Origin of the sequence: Paraniabella aurantiaca, assembly GCF_050309965.1 — a bacterium.
Classification (GTDB): Bacteria; Bacteroidota; Bacteroidia; order Chitinophagales; family Chitinophagaceae; genus Niabella.
Window position 1 is genome coordinate 1 of record NZ_JBLOSY010000002.1, and the last position, 16,340, is coordinate 16,340.

General features: G+C 42.8%; 11 protein-coding genes. 10 read left to right on the forward strand and 1 reads right to left on the reverse strand.

Annotated elements, in window-relative coordinates:
* The 3 genes from ACLOAU_RS14905 to ACLOAU_RS14915 all read left to right on the forward strand — a co-directional run.
* On the forward strand, positions 1-747 hold a 747-nt coding region (locus ACLOAU_RS14905), incomplete at its 5' end, for a DUF4998 domain-containing protein (RefSeq protein WP_427862689.1).
* A gap of 165 nt (positions 748-912) precedes the next feature.
* The gene (locus ACLOAU_RS14910) at positions 913-2,697 is read left to right on the forward strand and encodes an alpha-L-fucosidase (protein WP_427862690.1); all 1,785 of its coding nucleotides are present in this window, start codon (positions 913-915) and stop codon (positions 2,695-2,697) included.
* Positions 2,698-3,327: 630 nt separating this feature from the next.
* The gene (locus tag ACLOAU_RS14915) at positions 3,328-3,669 is read left to right on the forward strand and encodes a hypothetical protein (protein ID WP_427862691.1); all 342 of its coding nucleotides are present in this window, start codon (positions 3,328-3,330) and stop codon (positions 3,667-3,669) included.
* Between the two features lie 247 nt (positions 3,670-3,916).
* Here ACLOAU_RS14915 and ACLOAU_RS14920 read toward each other — a convergent pair whose 3' ends face one another.
* The gene (locus ACLOAU_RS14920; RefSeq protein WP_427862692.1) at positions 3,917-4,681 is read right to left on the reverse strand and encodes a transporter; all 765 of its coding nucleotides are present in this window, start codon (positions 4,679-4,681) and stop codon (positions 3,917-3,919) included.
* Positions 4,682-5,284: 603 nt separating this feature from the next.
* Between ACLOAU_RS14920 and ACLOAU_RS14925 the strand changes: the two genes are divergently transcribed.
* From ACLOAU_RS14925 to ACLOAU_RS14955, 7 genes are all read left to right on the forward strand, one after another.
* On the forward strand, positions 5,285-8,338 hold the full coding sequence (locus tag ACLOAU_RS14925) for a SusC/RagA family TonB-linked outer membrane protein (RefSeq protein ID WP_427862693.1): 3,054 nt from the start codon (positions 5,285-5,287) through the stop codon (positions 8,336-8,338).
* A gap of 30 nt (positions 8,339-8,368) precedes the next feature.
* Positions 8,369-9,742, forward strand: a complete 1,374-nt coding sequence (locus ACLOAU_RS14930) for a RagB/SusD family nutrient uptake outer membrane protein (protein WP_427862694.1) — start codon at positions 8,369-8,371, stop codon at positions 9,740-9,742.
* Positions 9,743-9,759: 17 nt separating this feature from the next.
* The gene (locus ACLOAU_RS14935) at positions 9,760-11,088 is read left to right on the forward strand and encodes a DoxX family protein (RefSeq protein ID WP_427862695.1); all 1,329 of its coding nucleotides are present in this window, start codon (positions 9,760-9,762) and stop codon (positions 11,086-11,088) included.
* Positions 11,057-12,538 (forward strand): hypothetical protein, encoded by a 1,482-nt coding sequence (locus ACLOAU_RS14940; protein WP_427862696.1) that lies wholly within the window; start codon positions 11,057-11,059, stop codon positions 12,536-12,538. Before ACLOAU_RS14935 ends, ACLOAU_RS14940 begins: the two co-directional genes overlap by 32 nt.
* Entirely contained in the window at positions 12,526-14,034 is a 1,509-nt protein-coding gene (locus tag ACLOAU_RS14945) for a hypothetical protein (protein WP_427862697.1), read from the forward strand. The genes ACLOAU_RS14940 and ACLOAU_RS14945 overlap by 13 nt, the downstream gene beginning before the upstream one ends.
* 40 nt (positions 14,035-14,074) lie before the next feature.
* Positions 14,075-15,325, forward strand: coding sequence for a YeiH family protein (locus ACLOAU_RS14950; RefSeq protein ID WP_427862698.1), 1,251 nt, complete (start codon positions 14,075-14,077; stop codon positions 15,323-15,325).
* Positions 15,326-15,489: 164 nt separating this feature from the next.
* Entirely contained in the window at positions 15,490-16,335 is an 846-nt protein-coding gene (locus ACLOAU_RS14955) for a TapB family protein (RefSeq protein ID WP_427862699.1), read from the forward strand.
* Positions 16,336-16,340: the final 5 nt, after the last annotated feature.

Sequence of the window (16,340 nt, forward strand, 5' to 3'; positions counted from 1 at the left end):
ATGATTAATTATAAAGATCACTTTGAAATGAAGTACTCAGCTATATATATATTGGCAGCTTTAATAGTTATACTATCGGGCTGTGAAAAAACGGGAGAGGCGTATAAGGAATATTTACAAACCGGTGAAATTTATTATCCGGGCAGGATCGATTCCTTATCTCTTTTAACAGGTAATCTGAGAGGGCGTATAAGGTTTAAAATGACAAGCGACCCCAAAGTAACCAGGTTAAAAGCTTTTGTACGTAATAGTTTATCACCGGATGAAGTTCAGATTGATATCCCGGTTCAGCCCAATGAGTATGGAAGTGTAAAGCAAGTTGATTTACCTAATTTAAAGGAAACCTCCTATTCAATTTCAATCCGGTCATACTCTGCTGCAAATGATAGTTCGAGGGCTGTTGCTGCCAGTCAGTTTATCTATGGTCCAAACTATAACAGCGCTTTGTCTAACAGGATTTTCTCGGCCTTCAGGCTTTCAGGTGCTAAGGATTCAATTTTATTCAAGCCCGAAATTAATCTTCCTAAGCCTGGAATTTTTTATATAATGCAGCTTACCGAAATTGTATATACGAACACGGGTAACGGAATGGATACAGTACGGATTACGCCATATGAAAACCGGGTAGCGTTGCCTGGTATAAAAAATCCTAGCGTAGTGCAGTACAGAACAGCATTTATGCCAATAGAAAATTGTATTGATTTGTTTTATACACCATTCATTGAACTTCTATATAGTAAGCCCTAACTGAATAGGAAAAGCGGGCTGGATAGCGTATTGCAGAATAAGTTCGATCTTAAGAGCAATAATTATGAAATGATACTTTAGCTACGGCACTCGTAATACAGCTGTTTTCAAAGCATCAACCCGCATAAGATTATTATCGCACTTTTGACGATAAAAAATAAACGAATGAAGAGTATATTTTTAGTAATAGCTTTTTCTACCGGATTCCTTGTTTCCAAAGCACAGGGAATGGAAGAGATGTGGGATAAATCAGCATCTGGTAAGGAGCATCCGAATATTCAATGGTTTAAAGATGCTAAGTTCGGGATGTTTATCCATTGGGGATTGTATTCCAAATTGGCCGGAGTCTGGAGTGGAAAAAACTATTATGGTAGTGGTGAATGGATCATGAACCAGGCTCGTATTCCTGTAAAAGATTATCAAAAAATAGCAGCCTCATTTAACCCGGTAAAATTTAATGCCGGAGAATGGGCGCAGCTGGCGAAGGACGCCGGTGTAAAATATATGGTTATTACGGCCAAGCATCACGAGGGCTTTTCGATGTTTGATTCGAAGGTTACAGATTTTGATATTGTGGATGCCACACCTTATAAGAAGGATCCTATGAAAGCCCTGTCAGAAGCCACACGTAGCCTTGGAATTCAGTTTGGTTTTTATTATTCGCAGTTCCAGGATTGGTACGAGCCCAATGGTGGAAAAAATACCTGGGATTTTGATGAATCAAAAAAGGATTACCAGCTTTACTACCAAAAAAAAGCTATTCCTCAGTTAAAGGAACTATTAACCAACTACGGTCCGCTGGGCATTGTGTGGTTTGATACGCCGGGCGGCATGAGTAAGGAGCAAACACAGCAGTTTATTAATGAACTGCGTCAACTGCAGCCCAATAGCTTATTCAGTAGCCGGGTAGGCCAGGGATTGGGCGACTATAAAGATTTTGGTGATTCGGAAGTACCACCGGTTCCTATTAAGGGAGCCTGGGAGTCTGTTTACACGCACAACGATTCCTGGGGATATATTACGCACGATATGAATTTTAAATCTACGGCTGAAATTATCCGATTGCTGGCCAATGTGGCATCCAAAGGAGGTAACCTGATGTTGAATGTTGGACCCGACGGAGAAGGGGAAATACCCTACTATTCTGTAAAATATTTACGGGAAACTGGTGCCTGGCTGCAAAAAAATGGCGAAAGTATTTATGCTACTACCGCAGGATTTGTGCCGGAACAACCCTGGGGCTTTACAACCTCCAAGCCGGGAAAATTATTTTTGCATGTCGTCAATCGCCCCGCATATGATCTGGTGTTAGTGCCTGGTTTTAAAAACAATGTGTTGAAGGTGTATGCGCTGACGGACAAAAAGAATTTGTCTTTTGAAAAAAAAGGAACGGACCTATTGGTGCAGATGAAAGGGGTAAAAAATGAACAAAGCCCTAATACAGTGTTGGTAGTTGAATACAGTGGGACAGAGCCTGCGTATAACGAAACTGCTCCGGTTACTATTGCAGCGGCATTTGAGACGAATTACATCAATGCTGCTTTTGCAAAAACTTCGGGGGCTGCCAAGATACAGCCATTAACCTATAGTCATTATTACGGCGATTGGAAACATACCACATGTGTAACAGACATGCAAAATCCAGCCGATGGGGCAACATTTTCTGTGCGTATTATTGATCAGGGAGATTATAAACTTATATTGGAATACGCCTGTTCCGAGTCGGGTTCACGGCAGGAAGGAATCCTGGAGGTAAATGGCCAACCTTTTTTATTTAGAACTTTGCGCACATCAGAGTTTGACCGTAAGGCACCGCTGCTTTTTATAAAGCACCCTGTAGCCATTCTGCATGTGGAAAAGCCCGGTATATATACACTGACCGTAAAACCTGCTAAAACAGGAGCTGAGTTAATGAAACTGAAATCGATCATAGCAGAGCCGGTTCAGTAATTTCAAGCCGGGATACCCGTCGGATTTTCCGTGAACATCGCTATAATGGGATTTTAATTTACAGCGCAAGTAATAAAAGCTTTTTACACGGCATGGAGGTCAATGAATTTGAAGTTCATGTTGAGTGGACCGCAAAGGCATATAAAACTATACCTGGCTTTTTATAGCTAACGATAAAGAAGGAAACCAAAGCTAACAGAAAATACCGCAAATATTGCTTTCATAGATGAAAAGGTACGAAACATCGTAAAAAGGAAATTTGAAGTGGGATCCCTGCGAGACCCAAAAAGACTTGTAAGAGGTTTTTCTTCCAGAAAGCAAGACTGAAGCTGCACTGGTAACAAATACCGGAGGTGGAAGCTTCTTGAAGAGTGGCTGCACAACGGTCTTCACCGGGTCCATTGCCGCACAGCCTTCATAGGTTAGCTCAGAACGGGGCAGATGGTTGGCTCACCTACTTTATACCGGCCTCAATTGATCACCTGCTATTTACTAAAAAATGTGAAGATGAGCCACTAAATGGGTAGCCCTTTCAACAGTATGTGGAATGGTGCCAGGATTTATTATTTTTTATGTCAATTGGTATGCTACTTGTATTTATTGTCATTATAACCTTTAAAATCTTATACGATGACACAGATGATCATACCGATGGAAATGCAGGTGCGCCTGGATTATGAACGAACGGACTGGCCTCCGCTTGTACGTGAGTTAAGACCCATTATATGGGAAGAAGGCACCAGTTATTGCTGTCTTCTCGGACCTGATTTCAGGGAAGGCATTTTGGGTTATGGTCCTACCGTTGAAGAGGCCGTGGCCGATTGGGAGCTGAATGTACAGGAACGCCTGGCACACCACGAGCCTGGCGATGAGATGGCAGCTTTTATAGAAGAGACGATTAAACTGCCTGGGGACAGAGCAAGTAATAGCGGTGGTGGCAATACCGGCGGTATCATGCATAGCCGCAATTAATATTTGACAGCCCTCTGTGTATGACTCCGATGATCATTTTACTATTAATCCTTCTGTTTCATCAATAACCTGCCAAACCCATTGCCTTTACTCTTTCATTACAATAAACGTATCATTATGAAACAATGGACATACCGCGGAACAGGTTGGTTGAACTGGATTATGAAAAAGATGATTCATCAAGGATAGTGAAAGATCTGAAGTCGGTAGTTTGGATAGATGAAACAGGGTACTGCTGTTTTTTAGACTAAGGCAGCCTGAATGCAATTCCTCCCGCTGCAAACTGATTGGGCTCATTATATCCGACACTCGAGCCGGCAGATAAATAGACCTGTATATTGTTTCCCAGCTGGTAAGTAAGACCACCGCCCATATTGTTATGCCCGGATTTGCCTACACCATACTGTGCATAGTACTCCAGGAAAACCTCTAACGGATCGCTGATATGATAATGCAAAGAACCATTGGCTAACCAAACCCATTGCGTTGAAAAAATTTCCTGCTGCCCACCGGCATTATATTCGAGTTTCCATTTTTGAGATAATTTATTCTCAAATGCCATTAACAATAGGGACGACCAGTGCTCGCGTTGACGGGATGATTTAGAAGTCAGGGGCAGGCAAAGCTGGCCTATAAAAGTCATATCGGGTAGCCAGCTATGATCTTTTACCAATGATATTTTTGAACCGATGCCCAGGGGCATGGTACTTTGTACGGTCTGATCGAAGTACGTATCCCGGTTCTTCCCCTCTTCTAAAAGTGCTCGTAATTCTACGCGGTCAGATACTCCTATGCGGAGGAGTGCCTGACCAATGGCGGATGAAGCCTCCTGACGATACCGGTTTAGTAAAAGGGCAGTTTCAAGCTGTATGCTGCCTTTGTTTACTAAGGAAGCTTCTTCGGTTTCGTCGGGTAAATCCACATTCATTTCAGTGGACGCAGCAGACTTGCTTTGAGCGATCACGCTTAAGTGGGAAACAATAATTGCAATGAAAAGAAGCGTTTGTTTCAAGATGTGTTTTCAAAACATAAAGCTTAAACCATGCCATATTCTTTCACATAAGTATGGCTTTTAATTATGATAACAGGAAAGTTAAAAGTGGATGAATCCTTGTTTTGGATAACAGACGCTGAAACCCAGTACCGGTAGGCGTTTCATATTTTTTTAAGCAAAACTGGGGGAAGTGTTATAAAAGACTGTATATTTGTCTATCATTTAAGTGGACTAATGTTGTCAGCCACCGGCAGCAGACCATCTAAACTAAAAAACAACATGAATAGTTTGAAAATCCCTGCAACCTGGTTGCAAGAATGTACTATTAATTATGAGGTGGACATAGTGTTTGAAGTACCGCTTTCGGGCGATTCTATTTCGCATTGTTGTACCTGCTGAGTGTAAACAGCCCTGTTTATACTTCTTCACTTCAGTTACATAAAGTTTTTAGCCAGAGTAAAAGTAGTTGTTATGCTGTGATCAGTTACTGGGTTGCATCGTAGTCTTCTTTTACAGTCAGCGTTAGTTAATGCTGCTGCGTTCATTGCTACCCGCATAAGGGCGGCCGCAGAACAGCTATGCTATGTCTTTGGCAATAGCCGATACAAAAATTACAAATAAATGTTTTCCAAGTTTTACAAAGCCGGCAGTCTTATACTGCTATGTTTATGCCTTTCTCTTTTCGGGGAAGTATTGTATGCACAAAATCCAGCTACTATTAATTCGGTTCTGGAGGGCACAGTCGTAGATGAAACCACCTGTCTTCCCCTGGAAGGGGCCAATATTATTATTGAAGGTGTAACCAATCAAACGACTACTGATCAAAAGGGCAGGTTCGAATTAAGAACCGGTCAAAAGTTCCCTTATAACATCATTGTCACTTTTGTAGGATATGAAAAGAAGTTACAGGTAGCTAATGGTTCGCCTGTATCGGTAAAATTAAAGCCCACTAATAATAATCTCGATGATGTAGTGGTAGTGGGTTATGGTACACAGTCGCGGAAGAACCTGGTGGGCTCTGTAGCTAAAGTAGATCCTACCGATACAAAGCTTATCCCCGAAGCAAGCTTTGATGCCCAGTTACAGGGCAAGGCTGCCGGCGTGCAAATCAACACCAATACAGGTGTTCCGGGTTCGGATGTTTTTATCCGCGTTCGCGGGGCCACCTCCATTAATGCATCCAACGATCCTTTATATATTATAGATGGCGTGTTTATTAATAACTCTAGTTTACAAAACATAGCACAGGAGCGGGGTACATCACCTTTGTCAGATATCAATCCCGCAGATATCGAGAGTATTGAAATCCTGAAAGATGCTTCGGCTATCGCAATTTATGGCTCTCGTGGCGCTAATGGAGTGGTGCTGGTGTCTACCAAAAGAGGTAATTACAACCAGAAAACCAGGATCCATTTTAACGGGTCAGAAGGTTTTGCATGGGCCCCGGCCGACCGGGTATGGAAGACTACCACAGGTGCCGAACATGCTTTGTTAATCAATGAGTATAACCGCAATATGGGAACGCCCGAACCATTTAGGGATCCCGCAGTCATTATCAACGGGGTTGCCGGAAGAGGGCTTCCGCAGAATCAGCCCACCTACGACAGGATGAGCTACCTGAACCGTACCGCACAATTACGCAATTACGATATATCGATACAGGGCGGCTCAGAAAAGACAAAATTCTACCTGGGTGGAGGCTACACCAAACAGGAATCGATATGGAAGCCGATGTCTTTTGAAAGAGGTGGTTTTAAAGTGAATCTGGACCATAAGATCAATAGCAAAATAACCGTCGGAACGAGTAACAGCCTGAGTAAGAGCTATCGTAACCAGGCCCGACCCGCTAACGGCGCTAACGGAACACTATTACAAGCTTCTTTAAATATCCCAACCTATCTGCCCATTTTCTCGCAGGATGGCACGCCATTAAAATGGGTGAATTTTGATAATATATCAGTACTTACCAGCACCGTTAATTTATGGTCCAATAGCTATCATTATATTGGTAATGTTTACCTCGATTATAAAATCACACCTAAGCTTATTTTTAAATCTACATTTGGCGTTGATTACAACGACTATGAAGAAAATGAATATTGGGATACGCGTACCATACTGGGGAATAACGGGGGACGCGGAACGCAAAGTGTAACCAAGGCAACAACCTCCATCAATGAACAAACCTTAAGTTATAATGACAAAATTGACAGGCATAGTTTTGGTATACTGGTGGGTAATACTTTACAGAATGTAGAGGTAAAGAATGTGTCTGCTACCGGTACTAACTTTCCCAATAACTCTTATACGCAAATTTCTTCAGCAGCTACTCAAACAGCCTCCCAGTTCAAAAATAACAGTAACCTGGCTTCCTTCTTTTCGAGGGTAGATTATAACTATGCCAATAAATATTACACTGAGTTTACGATAAGAGCAGACGGTTCCTCCAAGTTTGGTGTCAATAACCGCTGGGGCTATTTCCCGGCAGTTGGTTTTGCATGGCGCGCTAACGAAGAAAACTTTTTCAAAGACAATATTTCAGCTATTTCCAACCTGAAATTCAGGATCAGCTATGGTACTACCGGTAACCAGAGTGGCATTAATGAATTTGCTTCTCAAGGTTTATGGACGGGCGGATTTGGGTATGCTGATGTAGCCGGTGGAACCGAATTGCCGGGTACGGGCCCCCTGCAAATAGCAAATCCTGATCTGAAATGGGAAAGCACAGACCAGTTTAGTACCGGGGTAGATATAGGTTTGCTCAAAGACAGGTTAACGATAGAGTTTAATTATTATAATAAGTATACAAGAGATGCGTTGTTGCTGGTGGCTACACCGGGTATATCGGGCTTCTCTTCTTATCTCACCAACTATGGAGAGATCAGCAATAAAGGGTTTGAACTGGCCATTAACTCCGTCAACATTAAAACCCCGAAGTTTACCTGGAATACCAACCTGAATATAGCCCGCAATAAAAATACAATTGAGAGAATACCCGCTGATATTCCTTTCGCTGGCCGCGACCTGATCCGTTTACAACAGGGCAACTCACTGTATTCTTACTGGTTGTATAAACAACTGGGTGTAGATCCTCAAACCGGCGATGCCATTTTTGATGATTATAATAAAGATGGCAGAATAACTGCTGAAGACAGGCAGATCGTAGGGAGCACCTGGCCTGAGCTCTTCGGAGGGCTTACCAATAGTTTTAGCTATAAAGGCATCGATCTGAATGTGTTCTTTACTTTCTCCTACGGCAATTCCATCTGGAATCATAACAGGATGTTGGGTGAAACGGGTGGTACTTTGGATGCCGGGCGTGTATTGCTGGCCAGCCAGCTGGATCGCTGGACGACACCAGGTCAAATCACAGAAACACCGAGGTTAACCGCCGCCAATTATTCGAGACAGGAAAATAGCCGCTTTTTCGAAGATGGGTCTTACTTAAGATTACGTTCTCTAACGCTTGGCTATACTTTACCCAGGTCTTTAACTGACCGCATTAATATCAGTAAGGTCAGGTTTTACTTAACGGGAAGTAATCTTTTGCTGTTCACCAAGTATACCGGTGCAGATCCGGAATCTAACCTGGGAACACAGAATATACAGGGTTACGATTATGGTACACCTCCCCAGCCCAGAACCGTACAGTTGGGTTTAAATGTTTCCCTGTAACCCCGTATTAACCACACAAACAAAATGACGATGAAATTTTTTACTTCTATACTTTTTTATTTACCATTAGTGTTATTAGGTTCCTGCAAAAAATATCTTACTGTAGAGCCTGTAAATGCCGTATCTGATGAAACAACCATATTTGATAAAACATCCAGCGAAACCGCACTGCGGGCGGTATATCGTCAGATGGGGAATATCGGCTACTATGGAGAAAACTATGTAACCTTTGGTTATTTTCCCAGTGGAGATATCAAGAACCTGACAACAGGTGGCTCTGCGAATTTTGTAAATGTGAACTTCCGGTCGGATGATGTGTTGTTCAATACAACCTGGGTAGCTATTTACAGCGCGATCAACCGTGCCAACCATGTAATTACAAAAGTTCCTTCTGTAAATGATCCGGCGCTTACAACTGCATTAAAAAATCAGTATGTCGGTGAGGCTAAATTCCTGAGAGCCTTAGCTTATTTTGACCTGGCCCGCGCCTGGGGAGGTGTTCAGATCGTTTTGGATCCCACCACTTCATTACAAAACCGTCCTGCTATTAAAAGAAGCACTTTAGCGGATACCTATGCGCAGGTGTTAAAAGACCTGGAAGAGGCGGAGCCTGTATTGCCCGACGCCGTAAACCGCATCCGTGCCACCCGGAGAACGGTATGGGCTTTAAGAGCCAGGCTGCATCTGTATAAGAAAGAATGGGCACAGGCAGCAGAATATGCAACAAAGCTGATCGATAAGACAGCGGATTACAAGCTGCTGAAGCCTTACAGCACCTGGTTTGCCAATAACGTGATTGCAACGCAGGAATCTATTTTCGAGCTGCAGTTCAGCCTGCAAAACCCTAATTCTACACGCTTGCAAATGGCCCACTCGTCTAATGGAGGACAGTACCGGTATGCACCTAACGACCGGTTTGTACAACTGCTCAATAATCCGTCGGTCGGCGGAGGCCGTTCTGCTTTAATAGGTAGTATTACGCAAAGCGGCATTACCAACTGGTACGGCAATCTGTATTACAGGAAGGATGCTTCTGATCCTGCATATATTTTCAGGATTGCAGAAATGTACCTGATCAGGGCTGAAGCAAGAGCTCAGCTTAATAACTTATCAGCAACCAATGGCGCCTTGTTCGATCTGAACCAGGTGCGCGACCGGGCGGGACTTGCTGCTGCTACTGCGGCCACACAAACAGAAGTTTTAAGAGCGATAGAAGAGGAAAGAAGATATGAATTTGCTTTCGAAGCCCATCGTTGGTACGACCTGGCCAGGACCGGCCGGGCCAAGGCTGTATTGGAAGCATTAGATGCTAACGTAAAAGTAGATGATCATGAGTACCTGTTCCCGATACCGGTAACTCAAATTCAACTGGATCCTAACCTGGAACAAAACCCGGGCTATTAACTTTTAAATAAGCAAACATGAGCTTCTTAAATCTATCATCGCCGTTGCAATGGAACCATAGAAATAAGTGGATATTACGCTTCCTGTTCCTGTTTTTTTTGATACAGGTTATACCATTGGATTATAAATTTTACCTGGATATTCTACAATCTCCCGCAGGTGATAAAGGCTTTTATATTCTTTTTAAATTAGCCAACTACACGCCGGGTTTCGTAGTAGGGAACAGTTTTGCGAACTGGCTGATTATTGCGGGTATTGCTTTTGCCGGCGCTTTCCTTTTAGAAAGGATAAGCCGGTTTAAAAGCCTGGATTACGACAAATGGTATTATTGGCTTCGTGTGATCCTGAGATACCGGCTGGCGCTGGCAGCCATTTCCTATGGATTTATAAAACTTTTTCCGCTACAAATGCCTTATCCCAGTCTTGGTAACCTCCATACGGCTTACGGAGATTTTCTCCCCTGGAAAATATATTTCCACACCACGGCTATAGCGCCACCCTTTGAAATATTCCTGGGTGGAGTAGAATTGCTGTCGGGCCTGTTATTACTTTCCAGGAAGACCACCACATTCGGCGCTGGTATTTTAGCAGGCTATTATGGCAATGTGTTTGCTTCAAACATCGCCTATAGTATGGGTTACGAGGCATATAGTTTACAGCTGACCATTTTTGCGATTGTACTATTTGTTTACGATGCACCCCGGCTTTACACCTTACTGGTGGCCCGTAAATATACTATAGCTAACAGTTATCATCCTGTTTTTAATTCAAAAGAGAAATGGCTGAAAAAAATAGCTCGCCCTTTGATTGCCATTTTTATTGTATGGCTCGGCGTTGCCGCTTATCATAATTATACAAGGGCTCCTTATAAGTATCCCGCAGCAAAGGGATTACCCGGAGCTTACGGGTTTTATAATGTAAGGGTATTTAAATGGAATAGCCAGGAAATCCCTTATTCTGCAACAGACATTAACCGGTGGCAGAATGTTGTTTTTGAAAAATGGGCTACCCTAAGTATCAAAACAGCAAAGCCTATTATTATAGATAATAGGTTAGGGGATCAGTTTACCAATAATGATCACGAAAGAAACTTTGAGTCGGCTGGTGTGGGCGGAAGACGCTATTTCTCTTACAATCTGGACACCGCAAATCATCAATTGTCTCTTGCTAATAAAAATAAAAATCATAGGGAAGAAACATTTCAGCTGACTTACCAGCTACTGGGTAGTGACACGGTCATTGTAAAAGGAGTAAACGAGCATAATGACTCCATTTATGCCGAACTGAACAGAATCAATCGAAAATACCTGTTGTTTGAAGGAAGACGTAAACCTGTTAAATTATAATGCCATGACTACAGGGAATGAAATCAATTACCCCGGATCAGGAGTGTGGAGCCCGTCTCAAAAATTTGTATTCCGTATATGTTTTGTATTCTTTTTGATAATGGTCATTCCAACGGATGCAAAGTATTACAAGAAATGGGTGACTACCGACTGGAAGCAGCTGCACATCAGAGATATGGGCTCTTTAAGCGGATCGAGTTTTAAGATCATCGAAGTAGCCACTAAACGACCCGGAGGCAATGATACCGGAGGCGCGCCGGAGAAGAAGCAGTATGACTATGTGATCTATCCCGAAACAGGGGAGTATGGTGCCTGGAGCTATATCAACTGGTTGATAGCATTGGTGTTGGGAGTAGCAGGAGCTTTTGTGTGGACATTACTGGACCGGAAGTCGAAGAATTATAACCAGCTTTACTATTTCCTGGAAGTGCTGGTCAGCTATGCCATGATCGTAAGGTTACAGGGACTTACTTTTTCAAAAATATTTCCATCGCAGATGCCTGACCTTGCCTTGACCCAGTTAAATACACCATTCGGAGACTTTGTAGCGCAAAAGCTATATTGGATACAGTTTAGTTTTGTTCATAATTTTGAACGCTATGCCGGTTATGCCGAGCTGGTGATCATGTTTGCGCTTTTTTTCAGGCAAACCAGGGCCATAGGAGCTGCTTTAAGTATTGCCATGATTGGCGTGATTGCGCTCGCGAATCATACCTATGACGGAGGGATCCACTTATTAGCATCCTTTTATATAGTAGGCGGAGCTTTTGTGCTATGGAGGTATTTACCACCTATATGGAACCTGATCGTTCATGAAAAAAACACTGCACTCAAAATAGTTTATTATCCATTCCGCAGGTCCTGGGAAAAATGGTTTCGGATCGCCTTTAAAAGCTTTATTTTTTTATTCTTCTTTGTTGTAAGCGCTTACCTGCATTGGGATAATTATCGTAATGATTCGTATAAAGTGCCCCAGAATCCCGGATTGGCGAATGCAAGGGGACTTTATACTGTTGCAGACTTTAAAGTAAATGATACGGTGGTCCCTTACTCCCCGGTAGATTCTCTACGCTGGCAGGATGTGACGCTGGAAAAATGGTCTACGTTATCTTTTACTGTTTTCAACACCTTCGATATACACGGAGAGGCTGGCCGGGGCAAGCAATATAAAGACATAGACAGAACCTATGAATCGGCAGGCACCGGTGGTGGAAGAAGACATTTTTATTATGAGATAGATAGTGTTAACAAGGTATTGACGCTAAAGAACAAAAATAAAGTGTATGAGAAACAGGTGCTGCAGCTTCATTACGAACGTCCCAACGAAAACGAAGTCTTGTTGAACGGTAATAATGAATACGGACAGCCCATATCAATGTTATTATTAAAGCGCTCCAAACGATACCTGGTATACCAGGATCGTAGTCAAAAAAATACATGGATACCCTAGCAATAGCTGATATGAAACACGGTATATCAACGGTACAGCAGCCCGTAAGCAATGTTGAGCCGGCATCTAAAAAGGCCTGGACTGAAAAACAGAAATTTGCTTTTCGTTTCGCATTCATTTTTTTTACAATCATGAGTGTGCCTACCGACTATGGATACTATGTAATGCTGCTGCATTTTGATTGGCTGAACTTAAATTACCGGCATCTAACGGAATTGGCGGCTTTTTTTAACCCGCAGTTCTTAAATGTATACTCAGAGAGCGGCTTCTTTGGTCCGGCCAGCTATATCAATTGGTTATTAGTGTTGGGTATTGCGCTTTTAGGCGCATTGGTTTGGAGCTGGCTTGATAAAAAAAGACCTTCTTATCATGATCTTTATTACCTGGTGATCGTTTTTGCACGCTATCGGGTAGCCTATGCAGGCATTAGCTGGGGGTATAAAAAATTGTTTGTAATGCAAATGCCCGAACAGTTCGAGGCTATATGGAACACTAACCTGATCGATTTCTTGGTGAAAAGATTGTACTGGGAGGTGTTAGGCGTTGCGCCTGTATATGAAGTATGGCTGGGCTTTGCCGAGTTCATAGCAGGATTTTTACTATTGTTCAGGCGTACTACTGCTATCGGTGCGGCATTGGCTTTCGTGGTATTTGGCAATATCGCCATATCCAACCATGCTTATGATATCGGAGAACACGTGCCCAGCGCATTAATGTCGCTGTTGGCTTTATTCGTTTTATGGCAATATCTTCCCTATATTTATCGCGTATTGGTTAAAGAGGAGAATGCAATAGTACCGGTTTATTACCCCGTATTAAAGAAATGGCAGCGTTGGACGCGCACCGGGTTAAAACTGTTATTTAATTTTGTTTTGGTAGTTTTATTTGCCTGGTATGAAGTAAAGGCTGTGAGGACGAATGATTTTTATAAACTACCCAATACACCCGGATTGACTAATGTACGCGGTATATACGAGGTGAGCCTGTTTAAACGGAACGGGGTAGAACATCCTTATAATCCTTTGGATACAGCCAGGTGGCAGGATGTGATTTTTGAAAAATGGTCATCAATGGGAGTGCGGTATGTAAATAAACCACAGCAGATGGCCATGTTTTCTGCAGGCAGCTATCCAAGGGTGGGAGAGCCCTACGATGGAAAACTGCATTTCGATTGGAGAGGGGATTTGAGAAGATACCATCTTGAAGCCAATGGAACATTTTCAAAGGAGCCGAAATGGCCCAGGGGTGTAAAAATAGACTGGGAATTTGCAGGAATGCAGGGCAGGACGTTTTACTATTATGAAGCTGATACGGTCAATCATGTGCTTCAATTAATGAATAAGAACCGCTATCACAGGGAAGAAAAGATGGTGCTGGAGTTTACACGCCCCAATTCCAATACCATTATATTAAAAGGAATGGATGATCGAAAGGATTCTCTTTATATCATATTAAATAAGAGCGATCATCAGCATCCTTTACTTAACAAAAAATAAATAGACGAAACCAGCAAACAGGTTTCACGAAACGATGAATATGAAAAAATCAAGTGTATTGACTGAAGATTGGTCGGCTGTTGTTATAGGCTTCTTCATTATTATTGTTACTGTTTTCGGGCTGCGCCTGGCGGCTCCCACCTTCAAATGGGCTGATGCTGGCGGTCTGTTGTCAGGTGTGTTGTCTGCAGAGAATTTTTTGAAGATATTGATCCTGTTCCTGTTTGTATATGGCATGGCTGTAGCAGGGGCTGTTTTAATGGGCAAGCCGGTTAAAGGGATTGCGCGATCGTTGCCGGTAGTTTATCTCATCACTATACTGGCATCTGTTGCGGGTGGATACGAAGGTATTAAAACGCTTAACCTTGAAACGGTGATCTTCTGTTTGTTCTTAGGCCTGTTGATCCGCAACCTGGTGAAGCTACCCGAATGGTTTTATCAATCTTTGTCTTCCGAGTTCTTTGTAAAGATCGGCCTGGTGCTTTTAGGGATCAGTGTCATATTTTCTGATATTCTGAAGGCTGGTTCTCTGGGCCTGATCCAGTCCCTGTTGGTGGTACTGTCTGTATGGTACTTCTCTTTCTGGCTCTGCAAGAAAATGAAAGTAGATAAGGAACTGAGCATGATGCTATCCAGCGCTGTATCTATTTGCGGGGTGTCCGCAGCGATAGCAACATCCGGTGCTATTAAAGGCGATTCTAAAAAATTATCACTGGTGGTTTCCCTGGTATTGATCACTGCCGTACCTATGATGATCTTTATGCCATGGATCGCACATCAATTAGGCTTGAGTGAGGAAGTGACAGGCGCCTGGCTGGGCGGCACCATCGATACAACTGGAGCTGTAGTAGCATCCGGAACATTGGTAGGAGAAACAGCGTTGAAAATAAGCACCATCGTTAAATTCTCGCAAAACGTATTGTTAGGAATTGCTGCTTTTGCTATTTCTATTTACTGGTCCTATTCCAAAAAAGATGTAGACGAACAGGAAAAACCCACCCTGAAAATTATTTGGGAGCGCTTCCCCAAATTCGTATTGGGTTTTATACTGGTGTCTGTTATTTTTTCCTTTTTTGTAAGCAGCGAGGTTACAGAAGCTGTTAAGCCACAGTTGAAAAGTGTACAGGGTTTTTGGTTTGCCTTAGCTTTTACCTGTATCGGGCTTGAAACCAATTTCAAAGATTTATTCGGAACGCATAACCGTAAACCTTTGCTGGCTTTCCTCGGTGCGCAAACCTTTAATATTTTCATTACGCTGATAATAGCCTACCTGCTTTTCAGAAACGTTTAGTAAGTATAATAATCAGTACCATTTTTAGAACAAGACTATAGTTTAATATAGTCAAACATCTATTCATCCTGTTATCGGGCGACGAAGGATGGTTTACGTCGCCGGTTCTTCAATTTAGATATAGCCCTTGCTACATTTGTGCGTAAAGTAAAAATGTAACAACCATGTATTATCCATCAGTTAACAACATGCTTCGCCTTGGAGTAGCTTTCCTTTTAATGATCAGTATCGGTACCAGCTGCGAACAGGCTGCCGAAGATTTCGACGATCCGCAAAATTCTGATAACAGTTCGGGCTTTATTCCCGGTGGAAACAGGAAGTATATTTACAGCGTTGAAACCGATGGAGGCGCTGGTGGTACTGTAACACAGCGTGTTTCCGGTACCAGGGATTCGTCGGGCATTACTGTTTATAACCTGCAGTCGGTGATCCAGGCAAGCGGTGCTTCTATGACCCTGAATAATAACCTGTTTGTTATTGGTGGCAAAACATATACCGAAATAAAAGTGCCGGATGCCTGGTATCAGAATGTAGCCTTATTGAACCAGGTGCCCAATGTAAGGGTTACAAAAGCCGTAGTGAGCGGATACCCTGCCTATATGGTAATGGACCACGCTTTAAAAGACGGCAGCAAGGTTGCTATTTCCGGCCCCCTGGTGCAGGAGCAATTGATAGAATATACAAGCAATGGCAATCCGGGTTCCGTCAAACAGGAAATAGTGCATATGGCGGGTACCGGCAAAGTAGAAACTATTAAAGTGCCTGCCGGTTCTTTTGTGTGCAGCCGTTTTTCTTATGAAGTAGCAACAACGATCATCACCAGGGTTGGCAATATACAGGAAACCGCCAATGGCAACGAAAAGGTAACTGTTTGGATGGCTCCAGGTATAGGAATGGTAAAGCAACAATCAGAGGCCGCCCTGGTATCAGTTATTCCCCTGCCTACCGGGGAAATTAAAAAGATTGTAACCAACACAGCTTCCACTACCACACTTCAGAATATTCAATAACCGGC

Bases quoted from the DNA above. Each gene is read 5' to 3' on its own strand.
- ACLOAU_RS14950 (WP_427862698.1), top strand. From the start codon at position 14,075: ATGAAAAAATCAAGTGTATTGACTGAAGATTGGTCGGCTGTTGTTATA.
- ACLOAU_RS14930 (WP_427862694.1), top strand. From the start codon at position 8,369: ATGAAATTTTTTACTTCTATACTTTTTTATTTACCATTAGTGTTATTA.
- ACLOAU_RS14955 (WP_427862699.1), top strand. From the start codon at position 15,490: ATGTATTATCCATCAGTTAACAACATGCTTCGCCTTGGAGTAGCTTTC.
- ACLOAU_RS14915 (WP_427862691.1), top strand. From the start codon at position 3,328: ATGACACAGATGATCATACCGATGGAAATGCAGGTGCGCCTGGATTAT.
- ACLOAU_RS14910 (WP_427862690.1), top strand. From the start codon at position 913: ATGAAGAGTATATTTTTAGTAATAGCTTTTTCTACCGGATTCCTTGTT.
- ACLOAU_RS14945 (WP_427862697.1), top strand. From the start codon at position 12,526: ATGGATACCCTAGCAATAGCTGATATGAAACACGGTATATCAACGGTA.
- ACLOAU_RS14925 (WP_427862693.1), top strand. From the start codon at position 5,285: ATGTTTTCCAAGTTTTACAAAGCCGGCAGTCTTATACTGCTATGTTTA.
- ACLOAU_RS14935 (WP_427862695.1), top strand. From the start codon at position 9,760: ATGAGCTTCTTAAATCTATCATCGCCGTTGCAATGGAACCATAGAAAT.